Raw genomic sequence first — 17,640 nt, 5'->3', positions numbered from 1 at the left:
CGCGCTCCTCTTGCTATAATGGCCGCAGAACAACTCGTTTTGGGGGGTTTGCTTGACGAAGATGGCCCGCGCCAACCTGCTCATCGGCCAGTCGGGAGGCGCCACCGCTGTGATCAACGCCAGCCTGGTTGGAGCTGTGGAGGCCGCACTGGCGAGTGAGCGGGTGACCAATGTCTACGGCATGCTCCACGGCATCGAGGGTTTCCTCAAAGAGGAGCTGATCGACCTGAGCCGCCAACCGGCAGAGCTGTGGCCACGCCTGCGCGAGACGCCTTCTGCGGCCTTGGGAACCTGCCGCTATCGGCTGCGCGCTGAGGACCTGGAGCATGCTTTAGCGCTGCTGCGCCGCTATGAGATCCGCTATCTGCTCTACATCGGCGGCAACGATTCAGCCGACACGCTCCATCGCCTGGCTCTCGCCGCCCAAGATTGCGGCTACGAGCTGCAGGCGATCAGCATTCCCAAAACCATCGACAACGATTTGCCACTGACCGATCACTGTCCCGGCTACGGCAGCGCTGCCCGCTTCATTGCCCTGGCGACACTCGATTCCAGCCTCAACACGTCCTCTATCCCCTGGCACTATCCTGTCAAGATCATCGAGACAATGGGGCGCGATGCTGGCTGGCTGGCCGCAGCTTCGGCGCTGCTCAAGGAGGACGAGAGCGATCCGCCGCATCTGATCCTGGTGCCCGAGCGTCCTTTCCGTCAGAGCGAGTTTCTGGCTCGTGTCGAGGCCATCCAGCGCCGCCTGGGCTACGTCGTCATCGTGGTGGCCGAAACGGTCCGCGACGAGAGTGGGCGTCCGCTGGGTAGCCTGGGCGCTCTGGGAGTCGACGCCTTTGGCCATCCCTTGCTGAGCGGCGCAGCCCAATATCTGGTAGAATCAGTCAGAAGCCAGCTCGGTCTGCGGGCACGCTTCGATAAGCCCGGCGATTTGCAGCGCATGGCCAGCGCCTACGTCTCGCCGGTCGATCGCGCGGAGGCGCTGCTGGTCGGGCGCCAGGGCGTCCTGGCCGCGCTTGCCGGCTACAGCGATCAGATGGTAACCTTGCAGCGCGAGGAGGGACCTGTCTATCGCTGCACGACCAGCCTGGCCCCGCTGGCCTCTATCGCCAATGAGAAGCGCTGTCTGCCAGCCGAATATCTCGACGAAAGCGGTACGATGATCACAGAAGCATTTCGAGACTATGCGCTGCCATTGCTGGGTGAGCTTCCACCGCGCTATGCGCAGCTTGCGCCCATAAAGGTCAGGTGAAGGAAAGACAATGGGGTCACTGAAACGCGCAATTCTGGTCGTACTGGACGGCGTTGGAGCCGGCGCCAATCCCGATGCCGCGGCCTACGGCGATGAGGGCGCCAGTTCGTTAGAACACTGCGCCCAGGCCGTCGGCGGGCTGGAGCTACCCAACCTGGGTCGGGCCGGCCTCGGCAACATCACGCCGATCCTGGGCACGCCGCCACGGGCCGACGCTGATGGCTCGTGGGGCCGCATGAGCGAGCAGGGAGCCGGCAAGGACAGCACAACCGGCCACTGGGAAATCGCCGGGCTGATCCTGCGCCAGCCCTTCCCAACCTATCCACATGGTTTCCCGCCCGAGCTGATCGCTCGCTTCGAGTCAGCTATTGGGCGCAAGGTCCTGGGCAACAAGCCGGCCTCGGGCACCGAGATCATCAAGGAGCTGGGCGAGGAACATCTGCGCACCGGCTACCCAATCGTCTATACCTCAGCCGACAGCGTCTTCCAGATCGCCGCTCACCAGGATGTCATTCCCCTGGAAGAGCTGTATCGCCTCTGCCAGATTGCCCGCTCGTTGCTGGTAGGCGAGCACGCGGTGGGGCGCGTCATCGCTCGCCCCTTCACCGGTACGCCCGGCCACTTCGTGCGCACCGAGCACCGGCGCGACTTCTCGCTGCCTCCCACCGGCCCTACACTCCTCGACCATCTGCAGGCCCACGGCTATGCTGTCATTGGCCTCGGCAAGATCGAGGATCTCTTCGCCGGACAGGGTCTGACCGTCAGCGAGCACACCGAGACCAATCGCGCTGGCATGGAGGCCGCGCTGCGCTGGCTAGAGCGCGATTTTACTGGCCTGCTCTTTGTCAACCTGGTCGAATTCGACCAGCTCTGGGGCCACCGGCGCGATAGTCAGGGCTACGCCCAGGCGCTGCGCGAGGTCGACCGCTGGTTCGGCATCGTGCGCCAGCGCCTCCAGCCGGGCGACGCCATCTTCTTCACCGGTGACCACGGCGTTGATCCGACCTATCGCGGTACCGACCATACGCGCGAACAGGTACCGCTGCTGGCCTATGGACCAGCCGTGCGCCCCGGTCTCGACCTGGGGGTGCGCGCCACCTTCGCCGATTTAGGACAGACCATCGCTCAGGCCTTCGGCGTTGAGCCGCTGGCCGCTGGCACCAGCTTTGCACAGGAACTGGGACTGCTATGACCGACCGACAACTGCGTAACGATTCCTATCCGCTACTGCATGGGGAGCGCGTTTATCTGCGCCGCCCACAGCAGAGCGACGCTCCCCTGGTCTTCGCCTGGGAGCGCGATGACGAGGTGTGGCGCTACGACCCCCATCGGCCCTACTCGGAGACCCTGGAGGAGTTTCTGCCGATCTTCGAGCGCAATTACGTGATAGGCAATGGACGCCAGTTCTGGTTTATCATAGAGGACGAGCATCACGTTCCTATCGGCACCATCACCTACTTCAATCTGGACTATCGCCTGCGTCAGGCCGAGGTCGGTCTCGGCCTCGGCGAGAAGAGTCGCTGGGGCCAGGGCTACGGTCCGGAGGCTATTCGTACGCTGGTTCACTATCTCTTTGAGACACTCGGCCTGGTGCGCGTCTACGCCGAAACAGCCCAGGCCAATCAACCGGCCAGACGGGCCTTTGCTAAGGCTGGCTTCACGGAAGTCGGCCAGATCTTCGATCCGCGCAGCACCGGAGCCCCTTGGGTGCTGCTGGAAATTGTTAAAACAGAGGAAACCGCTGCCTCATGAGTACAACACCGACTTCTCAGAGACCAATAGATCCGGGCATCTTTAAAGCTTACGACGTGCGCGGGATCTATGGCCGCGACCTGACCGACGAGGCGGCCTACATCATCGGGCGAGCTGCCGCCCTCTATCTGGCGGTGCCGGAGATCGCCGTCGGTCGTGATATGCGCCTCTCGTCTCCGGCTCTGGCCGCGGCGCTGATCCGTGGCATTACCGACCAGGGCGTCAACGCCATCGAGCTGGGACTGACCACTACCGATGAACTCTACTTCGCCGTCGGAAAGTTCAACTATCCAGCGGGCGTGATGATCACGGCCTCTCATAACCCAGGCGAGTACAATGGCATGAAATTCTGTCGGGCCCAGGCGGCCCCGATCAGCCTGGATACCGGTCTGGCCGAGATCCGCGATCTGGCGCTGCGTGGCCAGTTCCCCGAGCCGGAGCGCAAGGGCCAGGTTATCCAGCGCGACGTGACCGATGACTACGTGGCGCATGCCCTCTCTTTCATCGACGTGAGCAAGATCAGGCCGCTGAAGGTGGTCATCGACGCTGGCAATGGCATGGCCGGTCTAATCATGCCGCGCGTCTTCCGGCATCTGCCCTGCGAGCTGATCCCGCTCTACTTCGAGCTGGATGGTCATTTCCCGAATCACCCGGCCAGCCCGATCGAGCCAGAGAATATGGTCGATGTGCAGCGCACGGTCCGCGAGGTAGGGGCCGATCTGGGCGCGGCCTTCGATGGCGATGCCGATCGCATGTTTCCCGTCGACGAGCAGGGTAACGTCATCGACGGCTCCATGGTGACTGCCCTGGTAGCTCAAAGTCTCCTGCGCAAGCATCCCGGGTCGACCATTCTCTACAACCTGATTGTCTCGCGCAGCGTGCCCGAGTTGATCGAACGCCTGGGAGGAAAAGCGGTGCGCACGCGCGTGGGGCATTCCTACATCAAGGCCCAGATGCGTGAGCTGAACGCCATCTTCGGCGGTGAGCACTCGGGCCATTTCTACTTCCGCGACAACTGGTTCGCCGATTCCGGCCTGATCGCCTTCCTGCTGCTGCTCGAACTGGTCTCAATCGAGAATAAGCCGCTCTCGGAGCTGATCCGGCCACTCAATACGCGCGTGCGCAGTGGGGAGATCAACAGCCGCGTCAGCGATGTCCAGGGGAAGCTAGAGGCCCTGGTCGAGCGCTATGGTCCACAAGCGCGCTCGGTCGATCGGCTCGACGGCATCACACTCGATTTCGGCGACTGGTGGTTCAATGTGCGTCCTTCAAATACGGAGCCGCTCCTGCGCTTGAATGTGGAGGCCAATACGCGCGAGCTGATGGAGGCCAAGCGCGATGAGCTGCTGACCTTTATCCGTTCCTAAAGGCTGCTGACGAGCCAGGGCCAGCCTGACAGAACAGTGGCAAAGAGGTCGGCGCGAACCGCTCCTTTCGGGCCAGAGCGAAGGGCCAGCTCAGGCAAGCCGCCCCCGCTTGATAGGGCGGCTTGCTCTTTAGCTGCAAACTCGGGCCGGGCCGGGCCGAACCGGGCCGGACGGGGGCGGGCGACGACTCTCGTTGAGCAGTTCCTGTCAGAGCTGCACGGTGTAATCGTTGCCGCCCTGGCCGTACTGGTAGAGAAAACGCAAGGTGAGGCTGTGCAGGCCCGCCGGGGCACTGAACATGACCCGGCCCCCTACCTGATGCGCACCCGGCTTGAAGCCTGTGGGCAAGGTGCTATCAAGCGGGGCCCGCACATTCCCAGCGAGGACCAGGCGCAAGTAGTCGAAGCCCGGCCCCGGATTGACAGCCACCCCATTGGGGTTGTCAACGCGGAAGTTAAAGACATAGTACTGCTGACCGGCTTTGACCTGGCCCCAGCCGCCATAAGCAAACTGGCGCTCCACGCTGACCAGGTGATAGGTCAGATAGAGACCAGGTTGGGCATTGTAGGTGTAGAAGATGGAGAGGTTTTGAGGATAGACCTTGCCACTATAGTTGGCCGGATCAAAGGGGCCGCTGAAAGGGATGACGACCAGCGACTCGTTGAGCGTGGTTGAGCCAAGCTGGAGTTTGAGTTGCTCCAGCCGTGTCCCCTGGGGCACAGGAAAATCCAGCCAGCCATCGGTGCTCTTGCCGGGCGCCAGCGCCACCGCTAGATTGACGTTGCTCGGTGCGATCGGCTTCTGGCCAGGGACCAGGAGACGAGCGGCCTCATAGTAGATGACGGAGACCTGGGTACTTCCCCCATTGACTACATGCAGGTGAAGGCGCACCAGGGCTGGCCCAGAGCGGATCAGGTCATCGCTAAAGGCGCTGGCATACTGGGCATCAACCACCTGGAAGGAGAGGCCAGCATAAGGCGCCCCCCGCGACACGCGCAGGGTGGTAATGGCCGAGGTTGGCGTCGCGCTGCCCGGCGAAAGTTCGAGACTGCGCAGCCAGCCCCAGACGAAGAGGCCCGTGCCGCCCAGGGCGAGGAGAGCCACAATTAAGACCAGAGCGAGCCAGAGACGCTGCCACGACGGTTTCTCTTCGCCAGGTCCCGGGCGCCGTTTGCTGCCCGGGCTGGCCTGCGAGCGCGCGGGACGCTCCGGCGCTGGCCAGCGGCCAGACTGTCCAGTCGGAGAAGCCAGAGAATGCAGATCAGACATAAGAAATTACTTTGCCCCCTTTTTGCTCCCTATAGAAAACGTCCTCATACTCTTTTTTTAGCTCCTGGGAGAGCCTTTCAGGTATTTCTACTATAGAAAAGTAGCCGAACCACTGGCATTGTAGCAGGTTTCCTCAGCGTTGACAGCTCTTTCGGGCGGTGATAGCATTGGAGTTGCTCCTCTCTTCACTGCCACGCCAGACAGCCCACAGTGAAAAGAGCGAGCCGAGCGCACCGCGCGCAAGAGAGGCTGGCCTTCTGTCACGTCAAGACACCTTCGAGCGCGGTGCCCAGCCATCTGATCCGCTCTGCCCTGCCGGCACGCTCCGTTCGCGCCGCGCGGCTTCCGCATGCATCCGCCTCCAGCCTGGCAGTCGCCAGCGGCGGGTCCGGGCAGGGTCCGGGCCAGGTCGGGCGCGACTGACCAGTACGGTTGCTGCGGCCACCACTCCGCGTAGCGCGATCACCATCCAGAGCGCCTGCTACTTATTAGAAGGGGGAGAGAGCAAGAAGGCAGAGGGACACCGCGCGCACGACGCAAAGGACAGACAGACAAAGGAGTACGTATTTGAAGATCCACGAGTATCAGGCCAAAGAGATCCTGGCGCGCTACGGCATCCCCATCCAGCCGGGGCGCGTAGCCTATACGCCAGAAGAAGCGGAAGCGATTGCCCGCGACCTTGGCGGACCAGTGGTCATCAAGGCTCAGGTCTATGTCGGCGGACGCGGCAAGGCAGGAGGCATTCAGTTTGGCAACACGCCCGAAGAGGCGCGCGCCGCCGCCGCCCGGGTCCTGGGCATGAATATCAAGGGGCTGACGGTCCAGAAAGTGCTGGTGGTCTCCAAGCTGGAGATTCAAGAGGAATACTATCTTGGCATCGTCCTGGACCGCAAGACTCAGGCTCCGGTCGTGATGGTCTCGACCGCCGGCGGCGTCGATATCGAAGAGGTCGCCGCCACCACCCCCGAGAAGATTATCAAGCAAGCAATCGACCTGCGCTGGGGGCTGCGCCCCTTTGAGGCACGCAACATTCTGGCACGTGCCGGTTTTCCCTCGGCGGTCATTGCCCGCGGCGGGGCGATTCTGACGGCGCTAGCGCAGGCTTTCATCGAGAGCGATGCCAACCTGGCCGAGATCAATCCGCTGGTCCTGACCCGCGATGGCCAGGTGCAGGCCGCCGATGCCAAGATTGTGCTCGACGATAATGCGCTCTACCGGCATCGCGACTACGCTGCCTGGGAGGAGCCGGAGGAGGCCAATCCGCTGGAATTCGAGGCCCACAAGGAGGGCCTGACCTATGTCAAGCTCAACGGCAACGTGGGCATCATCGGCAATGGGGCGGGCCTGGTCATGACAACCCTGGACATGGTCGCCGCCTGCGGTGGCAAGCCCGCCAATTTCCTCGATATCGGCGGCGGGGCCCGCGCCGAGGTGATGGCCAAGGCCCTGACCTTCGTCGCACGCGATCCCGACGTTAAGGGCATCCTGGTCAATATCTTCGGCGGCATCACGCGCGGTGAGGAGGTAGCCAGGGGCGTCATCATGGCCCAGCAACAGCTGCCCGCCGGCCTGCCAATTGTGGTGCGCCTGTCGGGCACCGGTGCCGAGGAGGGCCGCGCCATGCTCAAGGATGCGGGCCTCGATTGGGGCAAGGATATGCGCGATGCGGCGCAGAAGATCGTCGCCGCCATCCAGGCAAAGGAGAAGGGACAGCAGGCATGAGCATTCTACTCGATGAGCATACCCGTGTGATTGTCCAGGGCATTACCGGGCGCGAGGGAAGCTATCACACGACTCGCATGCTGGAGGCCGGCACAAAGGTAGTGGCCGGCGTGACGCCCGGCAAGGGCGGCCAGAGCGCTTGCGGCCTGCCGGTCTTCGATACGGTGGCCGAGGCCAAGGCGGCCACCGACGCCAACGCCAGCTGTATCTTTGTCCCGCCCGCCGGGGCCGCCGATGCCATCATGGAGGCAGCCAGCGCCGGCATCAAGCTGATTGTCTGCATTACGGAGTTTATTCCCGTACTGGACACCGCCCGCGCCATGCTGGTGGTGCGCGAGCACGGGGCGACCCTCATCGGCCCGAATTGCCCCGGCCTGTGCACTCCCGGCCAGGGGAAAATTGGGATCATGCCCTATCAGATCTTTACCCCCGGCCCCGTCGGCTTCATTTCGCGTTCAGGAACACTGACCTACGAGGTCGTGGCTCTGCTCACAGAGGCCGGTATCGGCCAGTCAACCTGCATCGGCATCGGCGGCGATCCGATCATCGGCTCGACCTTTGTCGATCACCTGAAGCTGTTCGAGCAGGACCCGCAAACACAGGCCGTGGTGCTCTGCGGTGAGATCGGAGGCAGCGATGAGGAGGATGCTGCCGAGTTTATTAAGACGATGAAGAAACCGGTGGTGGCCTTTATCTCGGGCCGTACCGCTCCGCCGGGCAAGCGCATGGGCCACGCGGGCGCCATTATCTCGGGCAATACGGGAACCGCTCAGGGCAAGGTGGCCGCTCTGCAGGCTGCCGGCGTGCCAGTGGCCGAGACCATCTTCGATATTCCTGACCTGGTCAAAGCAGCCCTGGCCAGGCAGGTCTAGTCCCGCCCCGGCTGAGTCAGGTTCTGCATTGTCCAGGAGGAACTGGATGGATCGCTCCTAACCAGCGCCGGGTCCGTAAGGTAAGTAAGACCGCACCGATCTCAGACCACGCTTCGCGGCCTGGTCCTGCCTGGGCTATGAGTGAGCCATCCAGAAGAAGCCAAGCCCAGAGACAAAGGCGCCGATGCGAGGAGTGGCTCCGGCTCCCGAATAGTCCCTTCGCCCAGGGCGAGGGGAGCCGGGCCAGTCCCCGCCTGGCGAAGAGGAGAGATGACAACAGCACTCGTCTACGATCCGATCTTTTTAGAGCATATTACACCACGACGGCATCCTGAACGTCCCGAGCGTCTGCAGCGGGCGATGGCCGTGCTGGAGGCCCTCGGCTGGCTCCAGCGCGAGGGGCTGGTTCTGCTTTCGCCACGCGAGGCCAGTGAGGACGAGCTGGCCCTGGCCCATGACCGCTTCTATATCCGCTCGGTGCGGGCCGCGGCAGAGCGCGCCGCCCGCGAGGCTGCCGCCGGCGGACGGGTCTCCCATTTCTTTGCCCCAGAGACCTTCATCTCCGCTCGCTCCTATGAGGCTGCGGCTAAGGCCGCCGGCGCCGGGCTAACTGCCATCGACGCCTTGTTCAAAGGCGAAATCGATAACGCCTACTGCCTGGTCCGCCCACCCGGCCACCACGCCGAGTACGACGAGGCCCTGGGCTTCTGCCTCTTCAATAACGTGGCCATCGCCGCCCGCTATGCTATCGAGCGCTACGGCCTCGAACGAGTGATGATCATCGATTTCGATGTACATCACGGCAATGGGACCCAGAACATCTTTTATCGCGATCCGCGCGTCCTTTACTTCTCAACCCATCAGGCCCCGTTTTATCCCGGCACAGGACGCTCGGACGAGCGCGGCGAGGGGGAAGGCCTGGGTACAACGATCAATGTGCCGCTGCCAGCCACAACCGGCTTCGAGACCTACGAGCCGGTCTTTCGCCAGGTGATGGCCCCCGCCGCTGACCGCTTTCAGCCGCAGCTGATTCTGGTATCGGCGGGCTTCGACGCCCACTGGAAAGATCCGCTGGCCAACATGTATCTCTCGACCGCCGGCTTCGCCCAGCTGATCATGATCATTATCAAGCTGGCGAAAGACCTCTGCGACGGTCGGCTGATCATGGTCCAGGAGGGTGGCTACGATCTGCAGGCTAACGCGGCCTGCGTCGCCACCAGCATCAACCTGCTGCTGGGCGACGACGCCGCTGTCGATAGCCTTGGGCCGCCACCGGAGAAGCCTTTTCGCATCAATACGGACGTGCTCATTGCCGAGCTGCGGCGTATCCATAAGCTGACAGGCTATCGTATGCGCAATGCCCCGCGGCCAGATATCGCGAAGCTGCGTCGCGAGGTCAAAGGACCGGAGACGGAGATCTCCAGCAGCGACCCCGCCAACAGCAACGGCAAGGGAACGGATGGCAGCCCCTGATAGCGCCAGACGCAGGCCTCGCCTGACCGGGCTGGGCTGCCTCCAGTTCGTCACTTCATACGTGCTCTCAAAGAGAAGGCTGTCAATAGTAGGAAGGAAACAGGAAGCAAGAAAGGCCCCCAAGGTGCACTGTTATCGGTCAAGCGGACCGCAGCGACGAGAGTGGCCAGGTAGCTACAGCCAGAGCCACCCAGACGAGACGAGGCAAAAAAACCAGAAGGAGCGAGCCAGGGCAATGATGCCCCTACTACCAAGGAGGCCCCATGCAGACAGGTTCGCAGCTCGTGCGTCCTCTGACCTCCTGTGATCTAGCCCACGTTCAGAAGCTCCTGCTGTTCTCAGATTACGTCTACCAGCGCTTCACTGCTCAGGAGCTGTCGCGCCTCCTGGAGCACTATCCCGCCTGTGGTCTCTTCCACGCTGAGCAGCTGCAGAGCTTTTTGCTCTCTCAGGCCCTCAATCCACCAGTGGCCTGGATCGGCGGCTTCGGCGTGAGCTGGGGCGAGCATCGACGCGCTTTTGAACATCTCGACCGCCTGCTGGCTTATCTGCAACCCAGCCTGCAGGCACGCGGCGTTACCCACCTCTATTACTCGGGCAACGACCTGGAACAAGACTGGCTGCGCACCCCACTGCTCAGGCGCGGCTTTGAGCCGCATGCTCTTCTCTACGCCTACGACAAGTTCGACTACCGCGTTCCCACGCACGGCAACCAGGAGGTCAGCGTACGCAGCGTGCGCAACAGCGACTTCGAGGCTCTCTGCGAGATCGAGCGGCTCTGCTTCGCGCCGCTGTGGCGCTACGATGCCCTGGCTTTCGCTGACATTGCCGCCACTCATCCCTACTTTGTGGTGGCGGAGCTGGCGGGACAGCTCGTCGGCTACCAGTTCAACACCGTCGACGAGGGCTACGGCTACCTGATCCGCATCGCCGTCCATCCGGCCTTCAGCGGGCAGGGAATCGGCGCCCGTCTGATGGCTGAGGCCATCAGCTTCTTTGCTCGTGCGGGCGTGCGCCGCATCATGCTTAATACCCAGGAGGATAACCAGCGGGCTCACCGCCTCTACGAGTGGTTCGGCTTCGTGCGGATGCCTCAGCGCGGCTTCATCCTACGCAAGGAGCTACCTACCGTGAGCACCGCCTGATCCCTCGCCCCACAAGCGAGGAGGGAGGAGTGAAAGAGCGGCAGCGGACGGAGAGGGAGTCAGCGGCACGCTGGCAGGGCATGAGGCAGGCCACTGGCTCCCTCTCCCGCTCTCCAGGCCAGCAAGGAAGGAAGGAATGGCCCGAACCTGACTGGCCTGGTCAGCTCAGTTGGTTAGAGACTATAGATCCCCGTCAGGCGCATGACCTCCAGCGGCTCGGAGCGATTCTTGACGGAAACCGTCCCAACGTGGTCGATCTGGACATGCTGGCGCACGCGGTAGAAGGTCGGAGCATTCAGGTAAATATTATTGTCGTCGGCCCGGGACTGGAGACGGGCCGCTACGTTGACGGTATCGCCAATGGCCGTATAATTCTGAATGCGACCGCGTGAGCCGATATTGCCTACGATCGCCAGGCCAGTATTGACCCCGATGCCGAACTTGACTGGCACCTCGTCGGGATGGCGACGACCGTAGTCGAGAATTGCCTGACGCATCTTCCAGGCCGCCCGCACCGCCCGCAAGGGATGATCATCTTGCTCCAAGGGGGCATTGAAAATAGCCATGAGTTCATCGCCCCAGAAGGCCGTTAGCGTCCCTCCCTCATCCCAGATGGCTTCTACCATCAGATCCAGATAGTTATTGAGCAGATTCATCATCTGCTCTGGCGGAAGACGCTCAGCCAGGCTGGTATACCCGCGGAGATCGGCGGAAATGACCGAGATTTCGCGTGTCTCGCCACCAAGCTTGAGCGAGCGGGGATCTTCAATCAGACGCTTGACCACGCTGGGATGGACATAGCGCCCGAAGAGCGATTTGATCTCACGCGCCTCGGCCTGCGCACGCTTCAGGTCGGTGCGATCGTCGATGACGAGGGCCGTGCCAATATGCTGACCGCGCTCATCGCGCAGGGCGGTCACATAGAAATTCATATTGACCCAGCCCAGCCCCGCAACCTCGCCCTCGAAGGCCACCGGCACACGTGTGCCATGTTCATGATGCAATAACGCCTCCTGTAGCAGATCAACCAGGCCCAGCTCCGGGAGCGCCCCCAACACCTCGCGGTAGTGCCTGCCCAACACCGCCCGCTGATCCAGCTTCAGGATCGTGCCCGCTGCCCGATTGAAGGTAGTGATCACCCCTTGAGGATCGGTGGTGATCACGCCGTTGGCAATCGAGGCAAAGATATTGTCCATGTACTGCTTATCTTCGTTGACCTGGCGCAGGGTGCGCTGCAGATCAGCGAAGAGGCGGGCGTTGTCAATAGCAATGGCCGCCTGATGGCAGAAGGCAAAGAGGAGGTCACGCTGCTGAGGGCCAAAAAGATTGGCGTTGATGCGACTGTCGACATAGACAGCCCCTATGCAGCGGTCGCGCACCACGAGCGGTGCACACATAATAGAGCGAATGCGGTTTTCAATGATACTGCGCTGATCTTTGAGATTCTGATCTTCCTGAGCATTGCTGGTCAGGATCGGCTGACGCGTCTGAATGACGCGATTGACCGTGCTCTGGCTGATGCCCAAATTAAAGGCATCGCGCTCCAGGCTGCGGGCGTCCTTGGTGCGCGCAATCTTAAACTCCAGCTCGCCCTGCTCGTTAAGCAAGACCAGAAAGCCGCGTTCGGCACCGACAAAGCTGATCACCTGATCCATGACCAGGCGCAGCACCTCGTTGAATTCCAGCGTCGAGTTCAAGGTACGCGCAATCTCATAGAGCGTTTCCAGCTCATGACGCTCGCGTTTGAGGACCGTGATACTACTGCGCAGCTTCTCCTGCTCGCGCTCGAGCGCCGCCGTCTCGTGGTGCTCCAGGCGCCGCTGCAGATTCAGTATGAGCTGGCTCAGGCGCGACAGTTCCAGATCGGCACGGCGACTGACCGCCAGCGTCTTACTGAGGAGCTGGACACGCGGATCACTCAGATGACTGGCATAGGTCCCCTCAACAGCGCGCTCCAGCTCACGTGTGTGCTCGTGCAACTGGCCAGAAATACGCTTCAGGGCCTCGCTCAGCGAGTGCAACTCCCCCAGGTCCGTCAACACTGTGCGTCCCTCCCTCCGAAGCAGCCAGAAGATGATGAAGATGAAGATGCCTCTCTTCGCAACGCTGCCTTATTATAGCACAGGGGCAGAGCAGACAAAGAGAGACTATCAACCTGCTGCGTGAGAGATACAGGGTAGACGGGATAGACCAGTCAGAGCGAGACTCAGCACGGCAACAGCGCCGCTAAGCCTCGCTCCAGACCCAGAGACCGCCCCGCCGGGGCGTGTGTACAGGAAGATCAACGGCGCGCTTCCTCAATGGCGCCATCAGTCATGACTAGAGGCCGTCCTTGCCCTTTTGAGCCAGGTAGCTGCGCAGCGAGAGGGGCTGAAAACCAAACTGGCGCTCGACCGCATCGAGGGCGGTGATGTTGTCGAAGGTAAAGAGAGTCAGGGCCGCCCGCGTAATCGGCGGTTTGGGCAGGACCAGCTCCATAGCTGTGGCCCCGATCCGTGCCAGGAAGAGGGGCAGAGGTAAGGCGGGACGTCGTACGTGCAGCGTCTCCATCAGCAGGTTGATAATTTGGGCAAACGTATAATACTCTGGGCCGCCGAGCACAAAGGTACGGTTGCGGCTGCCCACCGGATCGTCTAGCAGGTGCAGAACGACGCTGACCACATCCTCAACGTAGATCGGCTGGAAGCGCAGCGAGCCACCGCTGATCAGGGGCACGACCGGCGCGCTGCGGATCAGATCCGCCAGCCCTTTGAAGAAGGGGGCACCTCTCCCAAAGAGGACGGAGGGCTGCACAATGCTCCATTCAAGGGCGCTCTTTTTGAGGACCTCCTCGGCCAGATAGCGCCCTTGCATGTAGCTGCCGGGCCGGTCTGGCCTGGTTCCCAGGCCGCTAATCTCGATCATGCGCCGGACGCCGGCGGCCAGCGCCGCATTCACCAGATTGGTGGTGCCGGCAACATTGGTCCCCTCATAGGTATTACCTGCCGACTGCTTGCGATCGGCAGTCATAAAGGCCGCATGGATGACCGTGTCGACACCGTGCAGGGCCGGCTCCAGCGAGACCGGGCGCGTTGTCGCCCCTTCTACCAGCTCGACATGCTCCACTGGCAGGAGCTGAGCGGCGCGATGGCGGTCGCGTACCAGGCAGCGCGGTCGCTCGCCGCGCTCGACAAGCCGCTGCACCAGGTGTCTTCCGATAAAGCCAGTTGCACCCGTAATCAGGATCATAGCTTCTCTCCTCACTGCTGCCACCCCTGCGCTCTTTAAGCTGGCTGCCAGCCGGCGCCGTGTGGCAGACAGACATGCTTTCTTCGCCAGCGATGGCGAGATCCCCCAGAGAAGAAGACGTCACAGGAGCCTTTAATAGAGACCACCTTCTCCCGCCCGAGTAAGACCGAGCTTGCTTGCTGGCTCTCCAACGCAAAGCAGGAGAGCAGCAGGCCCAACCCTAGGGGGAACCAACCCGGCGCAAGCCGGGCGGGACGGATAGCCAGAATAAACCTCGCCTGCCACGGGCGGGACAGATAGCCAGAATAAACCTCGCCTGCCACGGGCGGGACAGATAGCCAGAATAAACCTCGCCTGCCAGGGACAGGCGAGGTGAAATAGCTGACCCACTCGTCGGTTGGCTGGCCCGTCCCGGCTCGCCCGCAGGGCCGCCCAACCAGGACAGCCGCCCCCGATCAGGGGGAGAAGTCAACTACCTGCTCCCCCCTAACCCGGCCCCCACCACTCAGGTCTCGCGAACAGCAATCTATCGACAGGTAACGCTACCCACGACAGCCGGTACAACATCAGGTACACCTCTCCTTGGACAAGCCTGGCCGCTATTTCGTGATATTGAGACCGTCCACATGTTCGATCTCGATGCGCCGGCCCAAATGACGTTCCAGGACTTTGAGAATCTTATTCACAGTGACGCGCGTTGTCGGGCCACCGTGGCTAATGCGGGTGATTGTGGCTGGCGCAATGCCCGTCTCGCGGGCCAGCTCCGTCTTGCGGAGGGCTGCTTCAGCGATCAGGTCGTCCAGTGTTGGCATCTCACTCTCTCCTTCGCTCTCTTTATAGAGCAATATTGTAATTATAGTATATAACACGGATAACATATTTTCTGGAGAAAGTCAATAAAGAGAAGCAGAGAGAGGTTTCATTATGGATATCTTTTGGCAGCAAAAGGAAAGCTTGTCTTCACATTATATAGAACCGCCTGGCCTGAAGATTTAGAGGAAGGTAGAAGAGGAAAGCCTGGGCGAATAAGAACAATGTCGGTGAACATAAGCACAGCCATAAAAAGGAGAGCAGCAGCGGGTTCGCGGGCAAGAACGGCCTCCAGGGGAGGCCAGGGCGCGCCATCGTTAAGTGAAGGCCCTCAGAGCAGGGCCTCAGCCGGCAGATAGATGCGCACCGTCACGCCCTCATCTGGGGCGCTCTTAATCGTCAGGCTGCCGCCGGCAATAGCCAGGAGGGCACTGTGGGTCAGCAGGCCGCCGCCGGTACCACTCGTAGCTGCGTCGGCAGCTGCGATTCCCACGCCATCGTCGGCCACCACCACCTCCAGATCGGGGTCACAGCGCGCCTGCAGCGTCAGGCGCAGACGGCGATGGACATCGCTGCCGCGGGCATGGCGAGCCGCATTACGCAATGCCTCCTGCACAGCGGCAAAGATCAGCTCAGCAATTGCCGGTGGGGTTACCTCATCGATATGGGCGGCAGTCTCGTCATCCACCTGCCAGCAGATCTCATCGAAGGCATCACGAAAATCCTGCTCCAGCATCGTCCGAATGGCCTGCACCAGCCCCTCGCGCTCCAGGCGATAGGGCGCTCCGGGCGTCGTCGCGCGCATCAGGGCCGCTAACTGACGATGAGCGGTGCTCACCAGCTCGACCGCCTCCTCAAGCGCCATGCGAGCCGCTTCCTGGCCCTCCTGGCGCGTTACCGTACGCAGCGTCTCCAGGTGCAGCAGCGCCAGATGCATCTGGGGCAGAATCTCATCGTGCAAAATCCGCCGTTGCTGAGCGCCCAGCAACTTGACATCGACGATGCGGCGGCGTAGCAAAGCGGCGACGGCCTGCATTGCCTCATGATCGCCGATGGTATCGAGAATGCGCTGCCCACAGGCCTGGGCCAGATTCATATCCTCCTTCGTGAAGGTCCCACCATCCTCACGCGGCCCCAGAAAGAGGGTTGCCACCAGTCCGCGCTCATCGTAGAGAGGCATCACCCAGCAGACCAGCGGCTCACCGCTCGCCAGGCGCAGGCGCAAGCGATAGGCCAGCGGCGTCCCGGCGCCGCGTCCTCCAGGCGGGCGCCGCGGCACCAATCTCACCAGAGCATCCGTCTCACCGGAGACCATCCCTTCGCCGCGGCGCGGTAGCTCTGTCCCATTGAAGCGGGCGTCAGCCGGCCAGCGATAGCTAAAGGTGCGTCGCATCGGGCCGGCCAGAATCACCAGGCGAGCACAGCGCACCGCCAGCACACTCTGGCAGAGGGAGAAAAAGAGATCCTCCAGCTCGCGCTCGCTCTTCTCCGCGCTCGTATTCAGCCAGTGGCGCAGACTGGTACTACTCAAAAAGCGGCCCAGCAAGGCAATGTAGCGATCATGGGCCCGATAGCTGCTCCAGGTAAAGAGGGCATAGGCCACCGTCGCCAGGCAGGTAATGCAGAGTAGCCCGCCCAGACTACTATGTGTCAGCGAGACCAGGAGGGCGATGAAGAGCGCCACCGCCGTCGCCACAATGACGATGCCACGCCACTGCTCAAAGAAGCCCCGCCGCGCCAGCGGGCGCTCAATCAGGATGCCATGACGGACAATCGAGTAGCCGATGACCAGAATAATCAAGGCTACTACCAGGTTGGCAATCAGATCAAGCAAGAGCAAGCCCGAGGGAATGCTGTCTAAAGGTGGCAGGGCCAGCAGCGGCGCCCCACGTCCCAGCCAGCGCAGCATCGACCACAGCCCGGCCAGGCCCAGGCCAATGGTCAGGGCCACCATCAGGAGGGCAGCCAGCAGCAAGGCCGGGCGCGCCAGGTGCCAGGAGAGCTGTGGCTCCTCTAGCAATTCTACCTCCGTGGGATCATCCCAGAAGGCTTCCAACAGCACCCGCCGCAACGCAGGCCGGCTTCCTCCTCTGTTCCTTGCCCGCAGGCTCATCCCCAAAGCCCGCCAGCCGGCCACCACCACCTGCTGAATGCGACTGGAAGTAAACCAGGGACCAATGGCACAGAAGGCCACATAGACCAGGAAAAGCAGCGGCAACAGGAAGAGGGGAGAAATCCAGGCGCGGCCTGCGCTGGGCGGTGGCGTGCTATAGGCCAGCAGCTGCAACGTCTCAACAAAGGTGAAGGTCCGGCGATTGAGCAACAGCAACAAAAGCAACGCCGTACCGAGCACGGCCCCCAGAGCCAGCAGCCAGGGAATGCGCCGTCGCCAGCCGGCGTTGATCAGCGAGGCATAGTGCAGGCCGATGGCGAACCAGATGTAGGGGACCCAGAGCGCTGGAAACCAGGCCGCCTGCCAGAGAATGTTGAGCAGAGGACGCAGAGCCGGCTGATCCAGCGGCAACGTAATCAGCAGCGCATGCACAAAGAAAAAGAGGGCACTCAGCGCCAGACCCACCACCCCCCAGAGCGTGATGCGCGCCCGGTGGTCGCCGTTCAGCCAGACCGTACTCGCCAGCCAGAGAAAGGTCACCAGGTTAAAGATCGAGACCGCCAGCGTCAGCGTGCGCAACAAGGTGACCGGAGCAAGCAGTGTCTCAAGAGCCATCATTTCCCTCAATACA

13 protein-coding genes are annotated in these 17,640 nt (G+C 62.1%); 8 read left to right on the top strand and 5 right to left on the bottom strand.

Annotated features, from left to right (window positions below):
• The first annotated feature begins 61 nt into the window (after positions 1 to 61).
• Genes A4R35_RS22445 through manB form a run of 4 tightly spaced genes read left to right on the top strand, consistent with a single transcriptional unit; the run spans position 62 to position 4,377 of the window.
• The gene (locus tag A4R35_RS22445) at positions 62 to 1,258 is read left to right on the top strand and encodes a 6-phosphofructokinase (protein WP_112433447.1); all 1,197 of its coding nucleotides are present in this window, start codon (positions 62 to 64) and stop codon (positions 1,256 to 1,258) included.
• A gap of 10 nt (positions 1,259 to 1,268) precedes the next feature.
• Positions 1,269 to 2,450 (top strand): phosphopentomutase, encoded by a 1,182-nt coding sequence (locus tag A4R35_RS22440; RefSeq protein ID WP_112433445.1) that lies wholly within the window; start codon positions 1,269 to 1,271, stop codon positions 2,448 to 2,450.
• A complete protein-coding gene (locus A4R35_RS22435) occupies positions 2,447 to 3,010 on the top strand; it encodes a GNAT family N-acetyltransferase (protein ID WP_112433443.1) in 564 nt (187 codons plus the stop codon). Before A4R35_RS22440 ends, A4R35_RS22435 begins: the two co-directional genes overlap by 4 nt.
• Entirely contained in the window at positions 3,007 to 4,377 is a 1,371-nt protein-coding gene (gene manB, locus A4R35_RS22430; protein ID WP_112433441.1) for a phosphohexomutase domain-containing protein, read from the top strand. Before A4R35_RS22435 ends, manB begins: the two co-directional genes overlap by 4 nt.
• 207 nt (positions 4,378 to 4,584) lie before the next feature.
• Here manB and A4R35_RS22425 read toward each other — a convergent pair whose 3' ends face one another.
• A complete protein-coding gene (locus tag A4R35_RS22425; protein WP_112433439.1) occupies positions 4,585 to 5,646 on the bottom strand; it encodes a hypothetical protein in 1,062 nt (353 codons plus the stop codon).
• Between the two features lie 567 nt (positions 5,647 to 6,213).
• Between A4R35_RS22425 and sucC the strand changes: the two genes are divergently transcribed.
• The 4 genes from sucC to A4R35_RS22405 all read left to right on the top strand — a co-directional run bounded on the left by sucC (position 6,214) and on the right by A4R35_RS22405 (position 10,858).
• Complete coding sequence (gene sucC / locus A4R35_RS22420; protein WP_112433437.1) at positions 6,214 to 7,368, top strand: ADP-forming succinate--CoA ligase subunit beta; 1,155 nt, start codon at positions 6,214 to 6,216, stop codon at positions 7,366 to 7,368.
• Positions 7,365 to 8,240: a succinate--CoA ligase subunit alpha gene (gene sucD / locus A4R35_RS22415; RefSeq protein ID WP_112433435.1), complete on the top strand. Its 876-nt coding sequence runs from the start codon at positions 7,365 to 7,367 to the stop codon at positions 8,238 to 8,240. Before sucC ends, sucD begins: the two co-directional genes overlap by 4 nt.
• Positions 8,241 to 8,510: 270 nt before the next feature.
• Positions 8,511 to 9,713: a histone deacetylase family protein gene (locus tag A4R35_RS22410; RefSeq protein WP_112433433.1), complete on the top strand. Its 1,203-nt coding sequence runs from the start codon at positions 8,511 to 8,513 to the stop codon at positions 9,711 to 9,713.
• A gap of 263 nt (positions 9,714 to 9,976) precedes the next feature.
• Positions 9,977 to 10,858, top strand: a complete 882-nt coding sequence (locus tag A4R35_RS22405) for a GNAT family N-acetyltransferase (RefSeq protein WP_112433431.1) — start codon at positions 9,977 to 9,979, stop codon at positions 10,856 to 10,858.
• Between the two features lie 173 nt (positions 10,859 to 11,031).
• On the opposite strand, the gene A4R35_RS22400 is transcribed toward A4R35_RS22405, so the two are convergent.
• The 4 genes from A4R35_RS22400 to A4R35_RS22385 form a co-directional block, all read right to left on the bottom strand.
• Complete coding sequence (locus A4R35_RS22400; RefSeq protein WP_112433429.1) at positions 11,032 to 12,900, bottom strand: adenylate/guanylate cyclase domain-containing protein; 1,869 nt, start codon at positions 12,898 to 12,900, stop codon at positions 11,032 to 11,034.
• Positions 12,901 to 13,177: 277 nt separating this feature from the next.
• Positions 13,178 to 14,086 carry a complex I NDUFA9 subunit family protein gene (locus tag A4R35_RS22395; RefSeq protein WP_112433427.1) on the bottom strand — a complete coding sequence of 303 codons (909 nt, stop codon included), beginning with the start codon at positions 14,084 to 14,086 and terminating at the stop codon, positions 13,178 to 13,180.
• Between the two features lie 599 nt (positions 14,087 to 14,685).
• Positions 14,686 to 14,898: a helix-turn-helix domain-containing protein gene (locus A4R35_RS22390; protein WP_170293138.1), complete on the bottom strand. Its 213-nt coding sequence runs from the start codon at positions 14,896 to 14,898 to the stop codon at positions 14,686 to 14,688.
• Positions 14,899 to 15,227: 329 nt separating this feature from the next.
• Complete coding sequence (locus tag A4R35_RS22385; protein WP_112433423.1) at positions 15,228 to 17,627, bottom strand: sensor histidine kinase; 2,400 nt, start codon at positions 17,625 to 17,627, stop codon at positions 15,228 to 15,230.
• Positions 17,628 to 17,640 lie beyond the last annotated feature (13 nt).

The sequence above is a fragment of the Thermogemmatispora tikiterensis genome (assembly GCF_003268475.1).
Classification (GTDB): domain Bacteria; phylum Chloroflexota; class Ktedonobacteria; order Ktedonobacterales; family Ktedonobacteraceae; genus Thermogemmatispora; species Thermogemmatispora tikiterensis.
Note: the sequence above shows the minus strand (reverse complement) of the source record. Positions and strands in the feature narration are given on the sequence as shown.